The following is a 15,408-nucleotide window of genomic DNA, read 5'->3' on the forward strand; positions in this document are numbered from 1 at the left end:
GCAGAGTGCAGACCACATGCAGACGCGGGATGTAGGCCCTCTCGCGTCACGCTGCGTGCAACTACGCCGTGGCCAGCAGGCCCCGCCCGGCGGCCGTCAGCAGCGCCGCTCGCGGCCGTACGACGCCCGTGGACCGGCGCCGCGAGGGGATGCCCGCCGCGTCGAGCAGCGCGGCCGTCCTCATCTCCGTGCGCTTGCCGGCCTCCCAGCCCATCCTCCGGGCGGCCAGCTCGGCGAGCTGCGCAGCGGGCACGAACTCGGCGCCGTAGGCGACCACATCGTCGGCCAGGGCTTCCAGGAGGGCCAGGGCCTCGGCCGGAATCGGCTGCGGTTCGGCCTCCAGGGCCAGCGTGGCGGCCACCTGCGCATGCTCGGCCTCGTCCTCGTCCGTTCGCACGTAGACCTCGGCGGGGGAGAGCCCGGCGGCCGTCAGCGTCTCGACGTCGAGCAGGGGCACGCGGCCCAGCTCCCGATACCGATCAGCGCGAGCCTGCGCCACGGCGCCCGCCATGTAGCCGACGCGCATCGGCAGGGCCACCTCCTCGCCGCCCGCACCGGCCACGTAGAAGGTGCCGGCGTCCTGCGGATTGTCCTGGCTGGTCGCAGGGGCATAGCGCCCGGGGTCCCATCCCCTGGCCTTCGCGCCGCTGCCGAACAGGAGATCGGCCTGCCAGTCCTGCAAACCCGGCCCGGCCGCGCGGAACGCCACCTGGCCCGCGATGGACTCGCCCAGCACATCCCGCTTGGCATCTTGTGAAGCGAACACCAAGCTCACGGCCGCCTTGCGGCGATCCGCAGCAGGTTCACGGCCGCCGCCTTCCCGGCCGGAGTGAGGCGCGGGTACTCGTCCACGATGACCACGAGCGCCGGCCGCTCCGGAGAGGCCTGCCACGCGTCGCCCATGCCGAGCCGCCGCAACAGCTTGGTACGACCGACAGCGAGCGCCACGGCGTCCGTGAGCGCGGCTTCGCAGTCCTCGGGGGACAGCGCCACCCTGCCCATCACGGCCGCCTGGGGTGCCTGCCCGACCCCGCTCGGGTCCAAGTCCCAGACGTGCGTGTCGGCCGCCGCGCCGAGCCCGTCCGCGATCAGCCGCAGCAGGATCGACTTACCGCCGCCCGACGCGGCCAGGATCAAGCTGTGCTTGCTTGCGAAGGCGCTCGCGACCTGGGCACCGTCGAGCCGCTGGCCGAGCCAGATCCGGTCCCGCACCGTCCAGGCCTGTCGCGCGTAGTCCGGCACCGACGGCATGACCGCCCACGGGTCGCTCTCAACGATCCGCAGCGTGGCGCGAGCGCGACGGTCCCGGTGCGGCGTTACCAAAACGCCAGCTTCCCGGACGTCGAGCAGGGTTTCGAGGTCGGCCGAGGCACGGACGATGTCAGAGGGCTTCCCCTGGCGCAGCTGCACGAGCACGGACCAACCCCAACTCGTCGCCTCGGCGACAGCGGGCGCACGCTGATCTTCTCCAGGGCCAGCGCACGGCGTACGGCCTCCATCGCCGCCTGCGGGGTCGAGCAGTCCGCGATCGGGATGGCCGACAGCTCGCCGTCCTCCCGCACGTCGGCCCCGTCGCGGACGACCAGCAGCGCGCGGCGCCGGTCATGTTCCCGCCGGATGCTCCCGCCCACGGCCGCCAGGCCGAGCAGGCCAGCGGCAGGGAGGGCGGCAGGGCTGGCCAGGTGGACGACGGCCGCGACCGCGTCGCCGAGCAGGCCGTTAAGCGCACTGAAGATCGGGGAGAGCAGGGGATCCGCCGGCCTCGCCATGTGGACCACCTCGCCCACGGTCACCGTCCACGCGCCAGCAGCCACGGGGAACTTGCCGACCTTCGCCCCGGTGAGCCACGGCCAGGCGGCCACCTTCAACACGGCACAGGCACGGCGGGCCCTGTTCTCCTGAAGCTTCGCGTACGTCGCGGCGTGCTTCTCGGCGACGGGTCCGCGGTGGGTCCCTCCGTCCCGGAGATGCCCAAGCAGGGCCCAATTCCAGCCCCGCTCCCAGAGGTTGAGGGGCGTCCGCAGGGCCCCGCGCCCGGCCACGCTCACGGCGTACCGCAGGGCCCCGCTATCGCTCGGCGACAGGGGCCGACCAGCAGGGGCACGAACGGCATCCAGAGGGGCCGGAGTGGCTCCTGTGGCCAAGGGGGCATCCGTGATCGCGCGAGTCACGGAAACGGCCGCAGGAGCGCGCTCAGGGCCGCTCAGGCCGATCTCGACGGCGTCAGCGCTCATCGGTGCCTCCCTCGACGTCAGCGGAGCAGAAGGTGTGCATCTGGTCGCGGCCACAGCGCGGACAGGCGGTGCCGTCGGCTACGTCGGCGTCCAGCTTCCGGACCACGTCATCGAACCGGCGCAGGTGCTCGTAGTCGCCGAAGTTCGGGTCGGCGGCGAACTTGTGGGCGTACTCGACAAGAGCCAGGGGCTCGTGATCAGCCAGGACGGCCTCGATGCGCTTGAGCATCCGGGAGCGCAGCCAGGCCGGGGCCTTCCGGTAGTGGTCCGGCATCTGGCCGAGCACGTCCCCAGCCATCCGGGAATGATCTCCCTGGTTCGCCGAAGGCGTCTGCGCGGCGCCTCGCGCGGTACGGACCGTACGCTCGCCTACGGCGAGAAGAGAAGACTGCTTTTGATCTTCGGACGGTTCATTGGATGGTTCTACGTACGGTTCGGGTGCAACGGTCGCACCCCGTTCCTGCGACGGTCGCACCCCGTTGTCGGCGACGGTTGCACCCCGTGGGCTACGAGGTGCGACCGTTGCACCCCGCTCAACGAGGTGCGACGGCTGCACCCCGTTGGGGTCATTGATGGGCTCGGTGACCACGGTCTTACTCTCGGCCGCCTTGCGTTCCCGGCGCTGCCTGCGCCTGTCCTTGACGGCCTTCACGGCGGCCTGGAACCGCCCGAGATGGGCCGGGTTATCGCGGTCAAGGTTCAGGTTCAAATCCCAGCCCTGGGGCCTGTGATCGGCACGCTTTACGTATGCCGCCACGATCGCCGGGTCGCAGGGGGTGATGATTCCCGCAGCCTCCAGGATGTCGAGCTGCTCGCGTACGGTCCGCTCACTGAGCCTCGTGTAGGTCACGAGACGCGCCACCGAGGGGAACGCTCCACGGCCGTCAGGGCTGGCGTGGTTGGCCAGGCCGACGAGAACGAACGCGGCGGACGGCTCGTCCACGGGGGCGTGGTTGAGCGCCCATGAGATGGCCTCGACGCTCATGCCGTCACCCCCGACAACGGGGACAGGCTCTTGCAGGTAGGCAGTTCTGCCCGGCCCATACCGGTACGGTGGGACAAGGTTCGCTCCTGTTCGCGCAGGTGGGGACCCAGACCCCGGGCCGGTGTTGCTGCACCGACCGGGGTCGCTCTGTTTCGGGGGCTGGCCCTCGCGGGCCGGGCGTTGTGTCAGGGGGTCTTGAGCTCGTCCCGCAGCAGCCGCGCCCACTCCTGACGGCACTTGAGCGCCCGCTGGATGGCGGCGGCGGACGGGGCCGTGTCCAGGTCGCCCGAAGCGATCAGGCGCCGCAGTTCGACCCGGTGCTGGTCCAGAGAACGGCCGCGCGGCGGGGTGGTGGACGAGGGCCCGCCCGCCCCCATCCGCTGCTGCTCAGAGGGCTTGGACGAGGACGCCGACGAGGGGAGGGGACGGGGGCCCGCACCGGCTCGGGACGGGTCGCCCGGGTGCCGTGGTCCAGGTCGGTGAAGGCGGCCAGGATGATCGGCAGGGCGGTCACCACGGCGACGGCGACCACGGGGCCGAGGATGTGCAGCACCAGGGCCGACAGGCTGAACTCGTCGGCCACGCCGGGCAGGTGGCGCCAGGCGTTCATGCCGAGCGTCAGCGTGAGGAACAGCCACTCGATCCGGGTCAGGGTCTTGGACTGAATCGGCTGGCCACGGGTGCCGAGGTAGGCCTTCGCGCCGACGACCACGAGCAGGGCCAGGGACATGAACGGCTCAACGAACCACGCGAAGATCCAGGCGGGGGACCACATCGCGGCGCCCTCGGCCGCGAACACCTGCACTCCGGCCGTCGACCAGGTCAGCGCCAGGGCAAGCGACACCATGGACGCGCCCACGAGCAGGCGCCGCATGCGCGCGGCCTGCCAGGCCCGCATGACCGGGTCCTGGGCGAGCTGGTGAAGCCGCGCGGCCTCGTGTGCCTTCTTGCGCCGCTTGCGTACGCGGTCCGTGTCGAGCCGGAGCGGGGTTTCGTCGTTCTGCAGCTCGGCGAGCAGGGCGGCCTCGCCGACCTCGGCCCGGAGCTGGCGCACCCGCTTGGTCTCGCCGTCGACGGCCGCCGACGCGGCGGGGGCGGTCGCGGGCTGCTGGCTCGCCAGAAATGCCTCGGTCTCGCTGATCAGCGCGGAGACATCTTCCGGCTCGGGGGTTCCTGTAACGTCGTGCATGGGTCCTCTCCTGGTTGAGCAGGTGGGGGTCAAGGCCCCGAGCAGCGCGGGAACGTTGCTTGGGGCCGATTTGGGATCAGGCGACCTTGTCGCCGAGGACGTCGCGACGTCCCTCGTAGGTCTCGACGAGGTGCAGGAGCAGGCCGACGGACCGGCCGAGCGCTCCCGTCTGCTCCTCGCCGTCGGGGAGCCGGTATCCGTGCTTCTCCAGGACCTTGGTGACGTCGTAGATCAGGCCCGTGGTGAACCTGCTGTCGTGAGTGCTGCCGTCGGCCATCGCGTAGCTCCGATCCGTGAGTCGCGGGGTGGGGATCAAGGCCATGAGCAGGTGTTGCAACACCGCTGGAGCCGTTCAGGCGTTTGGCCTGGTCGCCGACGCATCTAGCCCGGACGACGCGCAAACTAACCGTGAGCAGCCTTCTAGGGTTGAGCCATGACGCTGCGTGTGGTGATCGTCGACGATGAGGACCTGATCCGCACCGGACTGCGGATCATCATTGAGTCCGAGCCGGACCTCAGCGTCGTGGGCGAGGCGTCGGACGGCGCCGAGGCGGTGTCCGTCGTCCGCGCGACGAGGCCCGACGTTGTGCTCATGGATGTGCGGATGTCGCCCGCGAGGCCCCGGCTCGCTATCCCCGGTCACAATCCATCACCTTCAGCTCCTGATGGTGCTTTTGTCCGCTCTGCGGTGGACGGCATCCAGGCGACGCGGGCCCTCACCGCTGCCGAGGGCGCGCCCAAAGTGCTGGTGGTGACGACGTTCGAGAACGACGACTACGTCTACGAGGCGCTGCGGGCCGGCGCGAGCGGCTTCCTGCTCAAGCGGGCGAGGGCGGACGAGCTCGTCCAGGCGATCCGGGTGGTGGCGGCGGGCGAGTCGCTGCTGTTCCCCGCCGCCATCCGGTCGCTGGTCGCGGCCCGCGGCGCCGCCCGCGCTGTCCCCGGCATCGGCCGGCTGACCACGCGTGAGGGGGATGTGCTGCGGTTGATGGCACGCGGCCTGTCGAACGCGGAGATCGCCGCCGAGCTCGTCGTCGGCACGGAGACCGTCAAGACCCACGTGGGGAACGTCCTGGCCAAACTGGGCGCCCGCGACCGCACGCAGGCGGTCGTCGCCGCCTACGAGTCGGGCTTCGTCTCCCCCCGCTGAACCTTTCCGGGGCGAACCCCGGTCACCTGCCGGTCAGGCGCCACAGCGAGGTGATCTCCGCTGCTCGGGCGGCGCACGTGGGTTGATGTCGGTGGCGACGACGTGATCGAACCCCTGGCGAGCCAGCACGGCGGCCAGCACCCCGGTCCCCGTGCCGAGGTCGAACGCGGTGTGGCGGGCGCGGCCGAGCGGCGCCCGGGCGACCAGGTCGACGTACTCCCTCCTGACCGGGGAGAAGACACCGTAGTGGGGATGGACGCGAGCGCCGAGGAAAGGTATCTCCACGCCCTTGAGACGCCACTGGTGCGCCCTGATCACCCCCAGCAGCTCGGTGAGGGCGACCGCCATCGGCTCGTGGGGCGTGCCGTACGCCTCGGTGCACGCGTCCCGTACGTCCGGAGCCCTGCGCAGGTCCAGGGCGTAGGTGTCGTCCAGCACCACGACGAGCCTGCCCAGGATGCGGGCTCGCTCGCCGCGGGCCCGGCGGTGAACGCGGAAGGCCTCACAGAGGTCGTTCCCGGAAGCGAGGGGCTTGCGGTCGATGCGGCGGCTCATCGCCCGCAGGAGCTGACGTGCGTTGTGGTAGTCGCCTCTCCACAGCAACGCCGTGTCTTCGCAGGCGAGCCGGTAGGCGGTGCCGGCCTTCATGCGGTCGTCCGCGACGACGATCCGCCCGGGCGGCGGGGCGGCGCTCTCGGAATGCCAGCGGGCGGATCGGGTGATGCGGGCTTCGGTCCAGTGGATGGTGGACACGACGTACTCCTCGTGATCGACGTGTGCATGGGCACGAAGAGCACTTCGACGAGGAGCACGGCGGGCTCGCCCGTGCTACGGCACGGGCGTGGGTGACAGGGCAGGTAGGGTTACCGCTCCCGCGTCGAAGCGCGAGAGGAGGCGTCGCCGAGAACCATTCCGAGCGTCACGATCGGCCCTTTCAGAAAGACGCACACGAGGTTGGCACAACGCGCTGGGACAGGCAAACACGGACCGGGTGCGGAGCGGCGGGCTGCGCGGCGCCGACAAATCTTCCGCGGCTTTTTGGTTGATCGTCACGCCTGCCCGAGGTGGGGGCGCTTTGGCAGCGTGAGGACCGGAAGCGGCCGGCGCGATTCGCACACCGCCGTAGGGGACGAATCGGTGCGGCCATCACGGAAAAGGGGGTCCTCGATGGGGGACGGGATCAGGGCGCGGGTGTCGGTCACCGGGCTGGGCGCCATCACGCCGCTGGGCGCGGACGTGGCCACCACCTGGGCGGGCCTGCTGGAAGGACGGTCCGGCATCCGCCTGATCGAGGAGGACTGGGCCGAGAGCCTGCCCGTACGGATCGCCGGCCGGCTGCCGGTGGACCCCGCCGAGGTGCTGGGCCGGGTGACGGCGCGGCGGCTCGACCGCTGCCAGCAGGCGGCGCTGGTCGCCGCGCGGGAGGCGTGGGCGGACGCGGGGGCGCCCGGCGTCGAGCCCGAGCGCCTCGCCGTGGTGATCGGCACGGGCGTCGGCGGAGTCCTGACCACGCTCAGCCAGAACGAGATCCTCGAAAGGTCCGGCCCGCGCAGGGTCTCGCCCTACACGGTGCCCATGCTGATGCCCAACGGACCGGCGGCAGTGGTCAGCATCGAACTCGGCGCGCGCGGAGGCGCCCACACGCCGGTGAGCGCGTGCGCCACCGGCGCCGAGGCGATCGCGATGGGCCTGGACCTCATCAGGCTCGGGCGCGCCGACGTGGTCGTCGCCGGCGGGGCGGAGGCGTGCGTGCACGCGCTGACCCTGGCCGGGTTCGCCCAGGCCAAGTCCGTCTCCACGCGCAACGACGCGCCGCGGGAGGCGTCACGGCCGTTCGACGTGGGGCGCGACGGCTTCGTGCTGGGCGAGGGGTCCGCGCTGGTCGTGCTGGAACGCGAGGAGTTCGCCGCCGCCCGCGGCGCCCGGGTGCACGCCACCCTCGCCGCGCCGGGGTCACCTCCGACGCCTTCCACATCACCGCCGCCGACGCGGCCGGACAGGCGCGGGCGATGCGGCTCGCCCTGGCCGACGCCGGCTTGGACGCTCTCGACGTGGGGCACGTGAACGCCCACGCCACCTCGACCCCCACGGGCGACCTGACCGAGAACGCGTCGATCGCCGAGGCGATCGGGACGCATCCCGCGGTCACCGCGATCAAGTCGATGACCGGCCACCTGTGCGGGGCGGCCGGGTCGCTGGGCGCGATCGCCACCGTCCTCGCCCTGCGCGACGGGGTGATCCCGGCGATCCGCAACCTCGACGACCCGGACCCGGAGGTGAAGCTCGACCTGGTGGCCGGAGCCCCGCGCAGCGGCCGCTGGGCGGCCGGGCTGGTGAACTCCTTCGGCTTCGGCGGCCACAACGCGTCCCTGGTGTTCACCACCGCCTGAGCCGCGCGTCAGATCGGGCCGCGCCCGTCGAAGAGGTCGTCCGGCCAGGGGCTCTGGCTGCCGTCGCCGCTGCCGGACGGCCCCGGGGTGGGCTGCTGCGGCTCGGGCGAGGCGGGCTCGGGCGGCGGGGTGGGCACGAACTGCGTGTTCGGCAGCGGCCGGGGCGGTTCCGGCTCGTCCTCGCCGCGGAACAGCAGCATCCAGGTGACCAGCAGCAGCGCGAGCACGAGCGTGGCCAGCAGCGTCGAGGCGAGCACGACCGAGCGCCGGGTGGCCACCGGCGGCGGGGGCGGCCCGGGCGGAGCGGGCAGCGCGGGGGTGCGGTCGCCCAGCCAGTAATGCGCGAAGTCGGGCCCGTGCCGCCGCCCGATCAACGTGCCGGACACCGTGACCGGGTCGAGGAACCGCTCGGCCCCCGGGCCGTTCGGCAGGTACGGCACGGCCACCCAGGGCGCGGGCCGTCCTGCATCGCCAGGACGGGAGGCGTGTCGGGAGAGACCCTGCCGCGCACCCGGTCCACCAGCGAGGCGCCCCACCCGCGTACGCCCGTCCGGCCCTGTGTTTCCCTGATCGCGCTGCTTTGCGCATCCTTGATCGCGGTGACGAACCGGTCCCTGGCGGCGGCGTCGAGGGCGGCGCCGCTGGACAGGACGGCCACCGACACCACCCGGCCGTCGGGTGCCTGGCCCAGATAGACGAGCCCGGCCGGGGCCGTCTGCAGACGCGCCTGCAGCGCGAACGCCCCACGTGGGGCGGGTCGCCGTACTGCAGCGGAGTGACCATCCTCCACATCAAAACACACGGGCGCGTCAGGGGGTGTGGCACGCGCCGGGACGGGCAAATGGGAGAGAAATGGATTCTCCAGCCGAGTCACGATTGAATAACGAGCATGACCGTTGCCGATGAACGCAGTGACCCGGAGCCCGGCGAGGGCGTGACGGAGCAGGAGGAGGACGAGGCCCGGCTGGACGCCCTGCGGGAGGCGCTGGCCGAGGTCCGGCGCGTGATCGTCGGACAGGAGCACATGGTCGAGCGGCTGCTGGTGGCGCTGCTCGCCCGGGGGCACTGCCTGCTCGAAGGCGTCCCGGGGGTCGCCAAGACGCTGGCCGCCTCGACGCTAGCCACCGTCGTGGGCGGCACGTTCGCCCGCATCCAGTTCACCCCCGACCTGGTGCCCAGCGACATCGTCGGCACCCGCGTCTACCACCCGAGCTCCGAGCGGTTCGACGTCGAGCTCGGGCCGGTGTTCGTCAACTTCCTGCTCGCCGACGAGATCAACCGCGCACCGGCGAAGGTGCAGTCGGCCCTGCTGGAGGTGATGGCCGAGCGGCAGGTGACGCTCGCGGGGCGCACCCACCCGCTGCCCCGGCCGTTCGTCGTGCTGGCCACGCAGAACCCGATCGAGTCGGAGGGCGTCTACCCGCTGCCCGAGGTGCAGCGCGACCGGTTCCTGTTCAAGGTGCGCGTGTCCCACCCGAGCGCCCACGAGGAGCTGGAGATCCTGCAGCGGATGAGCGTGCGCCCGCCCGTGCCCCGGCCGGTGCTCGACCCGGCCACGCTGGTGCGGCTGCAGGACATGGCCGAGGAGGTCTCGGTCCACCAGCTCGTGGCCGACTACGTCGTACGGCTGGTCATGGCCACGCGCGCCCCGGCCGACTACGGCCTGGCCGACCTGCAGGACACGATCGAGATCGGGGTGAGCCCCCGGGCCACGCTGGGCCTGATCGCCGCCGGGCGGGCCCTGGCCCTGCTGCGCGGGCGCGACTACCTGCTGCCCGACGACGTCCGCGACGTGGCGGTCGACGTCATGTCGCACCGGCTGATGCTCACCTTCGACGCGCTGGCCGACGAGGTGGACCCCGACGACGTCGTACGCCGGGTCGTGCAGGCGGTGCCTCCGCCGCTCGTCGTGTGGAACCAGGGCATGCGGTGAGCGGGGCGAACCCCGACCAGGCGCTGCGGCGGCTGGAGCTGACGGTGGTGCGGCGGCTGGACGGGCTGCTGCAGGGCCGCCATCAGGGGCTGATCCCCGGGCCCGGCAGCAACCACGGCGACACCCGCGTGTACGTGCCCGGCGAGGACGACGTGCGCCGCATGGACTGGGCGGTGACGGCGCGCACGACGGTCCCGCACGTGCGCGACCTGATCGCCGACCGGGAGCTGGAGACCTGGGCGGTGGCCGACCTGTCGGCCAGCATGGAGTTCGGCACGGCCGACATGTCGAAACGCGATCTGGTCGTCAGCGCCGTCGGGGCGATCGGGATCCTGGCCAGCCGGGTGGGCGACCGGTTCGGCGCCTACATCCTGTACGGCGACGACGTGCACCGCTATCCGGCCAAGCCCGGCCGGCCCCGGCTGTACGCTCTGCTGCACTCGCTGCTCAGCGCGCCGCCCGCGCAAGGCGCGGTGGACCTCGGGGAGGCTCTGGAGATGATGGCGACGGCGCACCGCAAGCGCGGGCTGCGGGTGGTCGTCTCCGACTTCCTCGACTCGCCCGACTCCTGGGAGCCGCCGCTGCGCCGCCTGGCCGCGCGGCACCAGGTGCTCGCCGTGGAGATCATCGATCCCCGCGAGCTGGAGCTGCCCGACGTCGGGTTCGTCACCCTCGCCGACCCCGAGACCGGGCGCTCGCGCGGCGTCCACCTGTCGCGCACGCTCAGGGAGCGGTACGCCGAGGCGGCGGCCGAGCAGCGGTGGGCGACCCGGGCGGCGCTGCGCCGGGCCGGGGCGGCCCACCTGGTGCTGCGCACCGACCGCGACTGGGTGTTCGACATCGCCGAATTCGTGCTGCGCCAGCGGCGGGCCTCCCACCTGCTGCGCCGGGCCGCGAGCAGAAGGGCGGGCGCATGACCTTCCTCGCCCCCGGCTGGCTCTGGCTGTTCGTCCTGGTCGCCGCGCTGGTCGCGGCGTACGTCGCGGCGCAGTTCGCGCGCCGCCGCTACACGGTGCGCTTCACGAACCTCGCGCTGCTGTCGCTGGTGGCGCCCGAGCGGCCCACCTGGCGGCGGCACGTGCCGGCCGTGCTGTTCCTCGTCATGATGAGCCTGCTGGTCCTCGGCGCGGCGCGGCCGGCGGGCGAGGTGCGGGTGCCCCGCGACCGCGCCACCATCATGGTCGCCGTGGACGTGTCGCTGTCGATGGAGTCGGCCGACGTCCCGCCCACCCGGCTCGTCGCGGCCAAGCAGGCCGCCCAGCAGTTCGTGAGGGACCTGCCCGAGCGGTTCAACGTCGGAGTGGTGGCCTTCGCCAGATCGGCCGCCGTCGTGATCTCCCCCACCACCGACCACGCCGCGGTGAACACCGCGATCTCCAGCCTGACCACCCGGCCCGGCACGGCGATCGGTGAGGCCGTGTTCAACTCGCTCGACTCGATCAGGTCGTTCGATCAGCGGGCGGTCACCGATCCGCCTCCGTCCGCCATCGTGCTGCTGTCGGACGGCGACAACACCTCCGGACGGTCGGTCAACGAGGCCATCGAGGCGTCGGTCAGCGCCAAGGTGCCGGTGTCCACGATCGCGTACGGCACGCCCGAGGGCACGGTGACGATCGACAACCGGGCGGTGCAGGTGCCGGTCAACAAGACCACGCTGAAGTCGCTGTCGGACGGCACCGGAGGCCGGGCGTACACCGCGGAGTCGGGCAGCGAACTGCGCGACGTGTACGCGCAGATCGGCACCTCGCTCGGCTACAAGGTCGTGCACCAGGAGATCACCCAGCGGTTCCTCGTGGCGGCGATCGTCGCGGCCCTGCTGGCCGCCGCCGCGGCGATGCTGCTGGGTGCCCGCCTCCCCTGACCCGTCACCCGGCGCTGTCGAAACTCCGGCAGCCCCGCCGGAGGCGGCGAGGTGGCATCACGCGAGGGCGGTCCCCTCGAGCTCGACCATCAGGTCGGGGATCGCCAGCCGTCTCACCCCGAGCATCGTGGTGGACGGCGCCACCCCGGCGGCGCCCAACCGCGACGCCAGCACGCCGTAGTGCTCGAAGAGCCGATCGACGTCGGTGGTGTAGACGTTGAGCCGGACGAGGTTCGCGAGGGACATGCCGGCCTCGCCGAGCACGGCCTCCAGGTTGTCGAGACTCAGCGCCAGCTGCGCCGCCATGTCACCGGCATGCCGGGGCCTGCCGTCGCCGTCCATCGCGGTCTGCCCGGCGCAGTAGAGGGTCCGGGTGTGCCCGGAGACGAGCTCACCCTGGTTGTACCCCAGCTCCACCGACCACGCCCACGGGTTGACCGCCGTTCGTTCCACTGCCACATCAGCTCCATTCGATTCGTCGACATCAGGTACGTCGACCGGCTCGGTAGCCGCCTCTTTCGGTCGCGCTGACGAGCCTCCCAACTAATCACGACATCCTGTGTCGTATATTTCGTTAAAGTTCCCCGTATGCGCGCCGACCGGTTGGTCTCGCTGGTGCTGCTGCTGCGGCAGCACGGCCGGCTGTCCGCGGCCGCGCTGGCCCGCGAGCTGGAGGTGTCCACCCGCACCGTGCTGCGCGACATCGAGGCGCTGTCCGCAGCCGGCGTCCCGGTCTACGCCGAACGCGGGCGGCACGGCGGTTTCGCGTTGTTGCCCGGTTTCCGGACCGAGCTCACCGGACTGAACCACGACGAGGCCCTTGCCCTGCTGGTCGCCGGATCTCGGCGCGGCGCGCAGGCACTCGGCCTCGGCTCGGCGCTCGCATCGGCGATGCTCAAGGTGGTCGACGCGCTGCCCGAAAGCTATCGGGACACCGCGGCCGGCGCGGCCGAGCGATTGCTCATCGACCCGGAGATCGACCTCCTCTCGCGCCGGCAGGTCACCGAGGAGGTCCCCGACGCCATAGTGGCCGAGGTCCTGCGCGCCGTGTTCGCCGGACACAAGCTGCGGATCCACTACGCGGCCGTGGACCAGGCCCCGAAGTGGCGCACGGTGGACCCGATCGGCCTGGTCACCGTACGCGACCGGGGTTATCTGCTGGCCACGAGGTCTGGCGCGGACCGCACCTACCGGCTGTCCCGGATCTTGGCCGCCGAGGAACTCGCCGAGCCCGCACAGCGACCGGACCGGGTGGATCTGGACCGGGCCTGGCAGGAACGGAGCAGGCGGTTCCGGACCGGAGGCGATCAAGTCACCGTGCTGGTACGGGTGGACCCGGCGCGGCGGGAGGACCTGGTGAGCACCGCGCTGGCCGTCCGCGCCGAGGAATCCGACTCGGACGGCCGGCTGCGACTGGAGGTGACCTTCCAAGACCCGAGACACGCCGAATGGGCGCTGTGGCAGCTCACCACCGACGCGGAAGCCCTGTCTCCGCAGTGGTTGCGCGACTCGCTGCGCAACCGCGCCGCCGCGATCGCCGCCCGCTACGCAGCGTCATCCTGAGAGTTGCGGTCGTTCGCCGCGCTTGTGCGGTCAGCCGGTCACGTGGGACTCGTCCCGTTGCGGGGTGGCCGGGATCTGACGGATGAGGCGTGGCAGGGTGAGCGTGGTCAGGATGCCGGCGATCATCACGGCCGCGGTGAGCAGGACGACGAGGAACTCGCCGTCGGCCGTGGCGGCACGCAGGGCCTCGCCGGCCTTGCCCTCGACGCCGATGTCGGCGATGACGGTGAAGACGGCCAGGCCGATGGCGTTGCCGATGTTGAGCGCGGTGGAGGCGATACCGTTCGCCACGCCCTGTTCGTGACTGGCGGTGCCGGTGGCGGCGGCGATCCACATGGCCGTCCAGACGATGCCCTGGCCGAGGCCGGAGACGATCAGGCCGGGCACCAGCAGGCCGTAGCCGGCCCCGGCGTCGAAGCCGAGGGCGAGGACGGCGGTGCCCACCACACCGATGGCGAAGCCGATCAGCAGCGTGGTGCGGGTGCCGATCCGTGTGGCGAGGCGTTCGCCGCCCTGGGTGCCGAAGGCGATGGCCAGTGAGGGGATGAGGAAGGCCAGCCCGGTCTGCAGGGCGCTGTAGCCGTGGACGCTCTGCAGCAGCACGGTGAGGAAGTACGGCAGGACGCCGAAGGTGGCCATGTAGATGAAGGTCACCAGCATGCCGACGGTCAGGCTGCGGTTGCGGAAGAGCCGGAAGGGCATGAGCGGGTCCGCGCTGCGCGCCTCGACCAGCGTGAAGATCACCAGAAACGCGACGGCCAGCAGGAAGGCGGCGATCACCGGGAGGCTGCCCCAGCCCAGTTCGGGTCCCTCGACCAGGGCGAAGACCAGCAGGGTCGATCCGCCCGTGACGCTCAGCGCCCCGGGTACGTCGAACCTACGTCGTTCCCCTCTGGCCGGGTCGCGCGGGATGAAGGCCAGGGCGGCCAGTGCGACGAGCCCGGCCAGGGGGACGTTGACGAAGAAGACGGCGGGCCAGCCGAAGTTCTGGGTGAGCAGGCCGCCGAGCAGTGCGCCGATGGTGAGCCCGCTCGCGCCGGCGCCGCCCCAGACCGCCAGCGCGCGGTTGCGTTGCGGGCCTTCGGCGAACAGGTTGTTGAGCAGCGCCAGCGTGGAGGGCAGCAGAAGCGCACCACCGATGCCCTGGACGGCGCGGGCGACGATGATGACGGCGGGAGTGGTGGCCAGCCCGCCCGCCAGCGAGGAGACGGCGTACAGGGCCAGGGCGAGCACGAAGACGCGGCGGCGGCCGAGCAGGTCGGCCGCCCGGCCGCCGAACAGCAGGAAGCCGCCGGCGAAGACGACGTAGGCGCTGACCACGAGCTGCTGAGTCTGGCCGGGGAAGCCCAGGCCGGTGCCGATCTGGGGGAGCGCGACGAACACGATGTTGAGGTCGAGCGCGTAGATGAGCTGAGCCAGGGCCAGCAGCGCCAGGGTCCAGCCGAGCCGCGGCTTGACCTCGCCTGTGGATCGCCCGGGTGGCGCGGATGTTGTGGACATGGATCGCCCTTCGAAGGGAGCCGGATGACGGGCATGCGAAGCCCGCCGCGAACCGTACGTATGTCTACGTACGGTCGTAGTGTGCCACATCGAGGGACTGCTGTTCGACAATCGCAGTACAGTGGGACCATGGCCTATCGTCATCCCGACCGTGACCAGATCCGGATCGAAGACGTGCTGTCGGCTTTGGGAAACGGCGTGCGCCTGGCCGCGGTACGCCTGCTCGACGCCGGCGGCGAGCACAACTGCACCAGCGTCCTGAACACGCTGGGGATCACCGCGAAGTCCACCATGACCCATCACTGGCGGGTGCTACGGGACAGCGGCGTCATCTGGCAACGACCCTCGGGCCGGGAGAACCTGCTCACCCTGCGGCGGGAGGATCTGGACGCCCGCTACCCCGGGCTGCTCGACGCGATCCTGTCCGGCGCCGTCCACGACGAGACGATCGAGGCCGACCGTGAGCGGCTCCGCCCCGGCACGTGAACCAGGCGTCGGACAACGGATGCTCGGCTGTCACTCCCCTGCCACCGCCGCGCGCCTCAGGTCCAAGCGGGCCGCCCGTCATCTCGTACGTGTCCGGAAGAACCGAGGTGTTTCAGG

General features: G+C 71.8%; 16 protein-coding genes and 1 pseudogene. 7 read left to right on the forward strand and 10 right to left on the reverse strand.

The genetic code is table 11. From position 1 onward, the window contains the following. Window positions 1-61: 61 nt before the first annotated feature. The 6 genes from B1L11_RS25850 to B1L11_RS25875 all read right to left on the reverse strand — a co-directional run bounded on the left by B1L11_RS25850 (window position 62) and on the right by B1L11_RS25875 (window position 4,730). Window positions 62-775, reverse strand: coding sequence for a hypothetical protein (locus tag B1L11_RS25850; protein ID WP_143737550.1), 714 nt, complete (start codon window positions 773-775; stop codon window positions 62-64). Further along, window positions 772-1,416 (reverse strand): hypothetical protein, encoded by a 645-nt coding sequence (locus B1L11_RS25855; protein WP_143737551.1) that lies wholly within the window; start codon window positions 1,414-1,416, stop codon window positions 772-774. Before B1L11_RS25855 ends, B1L11_RS25850 begins: the two co-directional genes overlap by 4 nt. Beyond that, window positions 1,317-1,862, reverse strand: a complete 546-nt coding sequence (locus tag B1L11_RS25860) for a hypothetical protein (protein WP_179155326.1) — start codon at window positions 1,860-1,862, stop codon at window positions 1,317-1,319. Before B1L11_RS25860 ends, B1L11_RS25855 begins: the two co-directional genes overlap by 100 nt. 361 nt (window positions 1,863-2,223) lie before the next feature. Then, window positions 2,224-3,219 (reverse strand): helix-turn-helix domain-containing protein, encoded by a 996-nt coding sequence (locus B1L11_RS45620; RefSeq protein WP_143737553.1) that lies wholly within the window; start codon window positions 3,217-3,219, stop codon window positions 2,224-2,226. A 295-nt stretch (window positions 3,220-3,514) separates the two neighbouring features. Further along, window positions 3,515-4,408, reverse strand: a complete 894-nt coding sequence (locus tag B1L11_RS25870) for a hypothetical protein (RefSeq protein WP_079316940.1) — start codon at window positions 4,406-4,408, stop codon at window positions 3,515-3,517. Window positions 4,409-4,484: 76 nt separating this feature from the next. Beyond that, complete coding sequence (locus B1L11_RS25875; protein ID WP_143737555.1) at window positions 4,485-4,730, reverse strand: hypothetical protein; 246 nt, start codon at window positions 4,728-4,730, stop codon at window positions 4,485-4,487. A gap of 111 nt (window positions 4,731-4,841) precedes the next feature. On the opposite strand from B1L11_RS25875, the gene B1L11_RS25880 reads away from it, so the two are divergent. Continuing rightward, window positions 4,842-5,558 carry a response regulator transcription factor gene (locus tag B1L11_RS25880; RefSeq protein WP_079316944.1) on the forward strand — a complete coding sequence of 239 codons (717 nt, stop codon included), beginning with the start codon at window positions 4,842-4,844 and terminating at the stop codon, window positions 5,556-5,558. 33 nt (window positions 5,559-5,591) lie between these two features. On the opposite strand, the gene B1L11_RS25885 is transcribed toward B1L11_RS25880, so the two are convergent. Further along, window positions 5,592-6,311, reverse strand: coding sequence for a 50S ribosomal protein L11 methyltransferase (locus B1L11_RS25885; protein ID WP_143737556.1), 720 nt, complete (start codon window positions 6,309-6,311; stop codon window positions 5,592-5,594). A gap of 414 nt (window positions 6,312-6,725) precedes the next feature. Between B1L11_RS25885 and B1L11_RS25890 the strand changes: the two are divergent. Next, window positions 6,726-7,948, forward strand: a pseudogene (locus B1L11_RS25890) (beta-ketoacyl synthase). Between the two features lie 8 nt (window positions 7,949-7,956). Here the strand turns inward: B1L11_RS25890 and B1L11_RS51965 are convergent. Further along, window positions 7,957-8,388, reverse strand: coding sequence for a hypothetical protein (locus tag B1L11_RS51965; RefSeq protein WP_256862893.1), 432 nt, complete (start codon window positions 8,386-8,388; stop codon window positions 7,957-7,959). 449 nt (window positions 8,389-8,837) lie between these two features. Here B1L11_RS51965 and B1L11_RS25900 point away from each other — a divergent pair, with 449 nt between their 5' ends. The 3 genes from B1L11_RS25900 to B1L11_RS25910 are packed head-to-tail and all read left to right on the forward strand — an operon-like array spanning window position 8,838 to window position 11,742. Then, window positions 8,838-9,881 (forward strand): MoxR family ATPase, encoded by a 1,044-nt coding sequence (locus B1L11_RS25900; RefSeq protein WP_079316946.1) that lies wholly within the window; start codon window positions 8,838-8,840, stop codon window positions 9,879-9,881. After that, entirely contained in the window at window positions 9,878-10,798 is a 921-nt protein-coding gene (locus B1L11_RS25905; protein ID WP_079316948.1) for a DUF58 domain-containing protein, read from the forward strand. Before B1L11_RS25900 ends, B1L11_RS25905 begins: the two co-directional genes overlap by 4 nt. Next, window positions 10,795-11,742 (forward strand): VWA domain-containing protein, encoded by a 948-nt coding sequence (locus tag B1L11_RS25910; protein ID WP_079316950.1) that lies wholly within the window; start codon window positions 10,795-10,797, stop codon window positions 11,740-11,742. Before B1L11_RS25905 ends, B1L11_RS25910 begins: the two co-directional genes overlap by 4 nt. 57 nt (window positions 11,743-11,799) lie before the next feature. Here B1L11_RS25910 and B1L11_RS25915 read toward each other — a convergent pair whose 3' ends face one another. Beyond that, window positions 11,800-12,195, reverse strand: coding sequence for a RidA family protein (locus tag B1L11_RS25915; protein WP_079316952.1), 396 nt, complete (start codon window positions 12,193-12,195; stop codon window positions 11,800-11,802). A gap of 135 nt (window positions 12,196-12,330) precedes the next feature. Here B1L11_RS25915 and B1L11_RS25920 point away from each other — a divergent pair, with 135 nt between their 5' ends. Next, window positions 12,331-13,305: a YafY family protein gene (locus tag B1L11_RS25920; RefSeq protein WP_079316954.1), complete on the forward strand. Its 975-nt coding sequence runs from the start codon at window positions 12,331-12,333 to the stop codon at window positions 13,303-13,305. Window positions 13,306-13,335: 30 nt separating this feature from the next. Here the strand turns inward: B1L11_RS25920 and B1L11_RS25925 are convergent, their stop codons facing one another. Continuing rightward, on the reverse strand, window positions 13,336-14,805 hold the full coding sequence (locus B1L11_RS25925) for an MFS transporter (protein ID WP_179155327.1): 1,470 nt from the start codon (window positions 14,803-14,805) through the stop codon (window positions 13,336-13,338). A 129-nt stretch (window positions 14,806-14,934) separates the two neighbouring features. Between B1L11_RS25925 and B1L11_RS25930 the strand changes: the two genes are divergently transcribed. After that, window positions 14,935-15,291, forward strand: a complete 357-nt coding sequence (locus B1L11_RS25930; protein WP_079316956.1) for a helix-turn-helix transcriptional regulator — start codon at window positions 14,935-14,937, stop codon at window positions 15,289-15,291. Window positions 15,292-15,408 lie beyond the last annotated feature (117 nt).

The organism is Microbispora sp. GKU 823 (genome assembly GCF_002027145.1).
Taxonomy (GTDB): Bacteria; Actinomycetota; Actinomycetes; order Streptosporangiales; family Streptosporangiaceae; genus Microbispora; species Microbispora siamensis.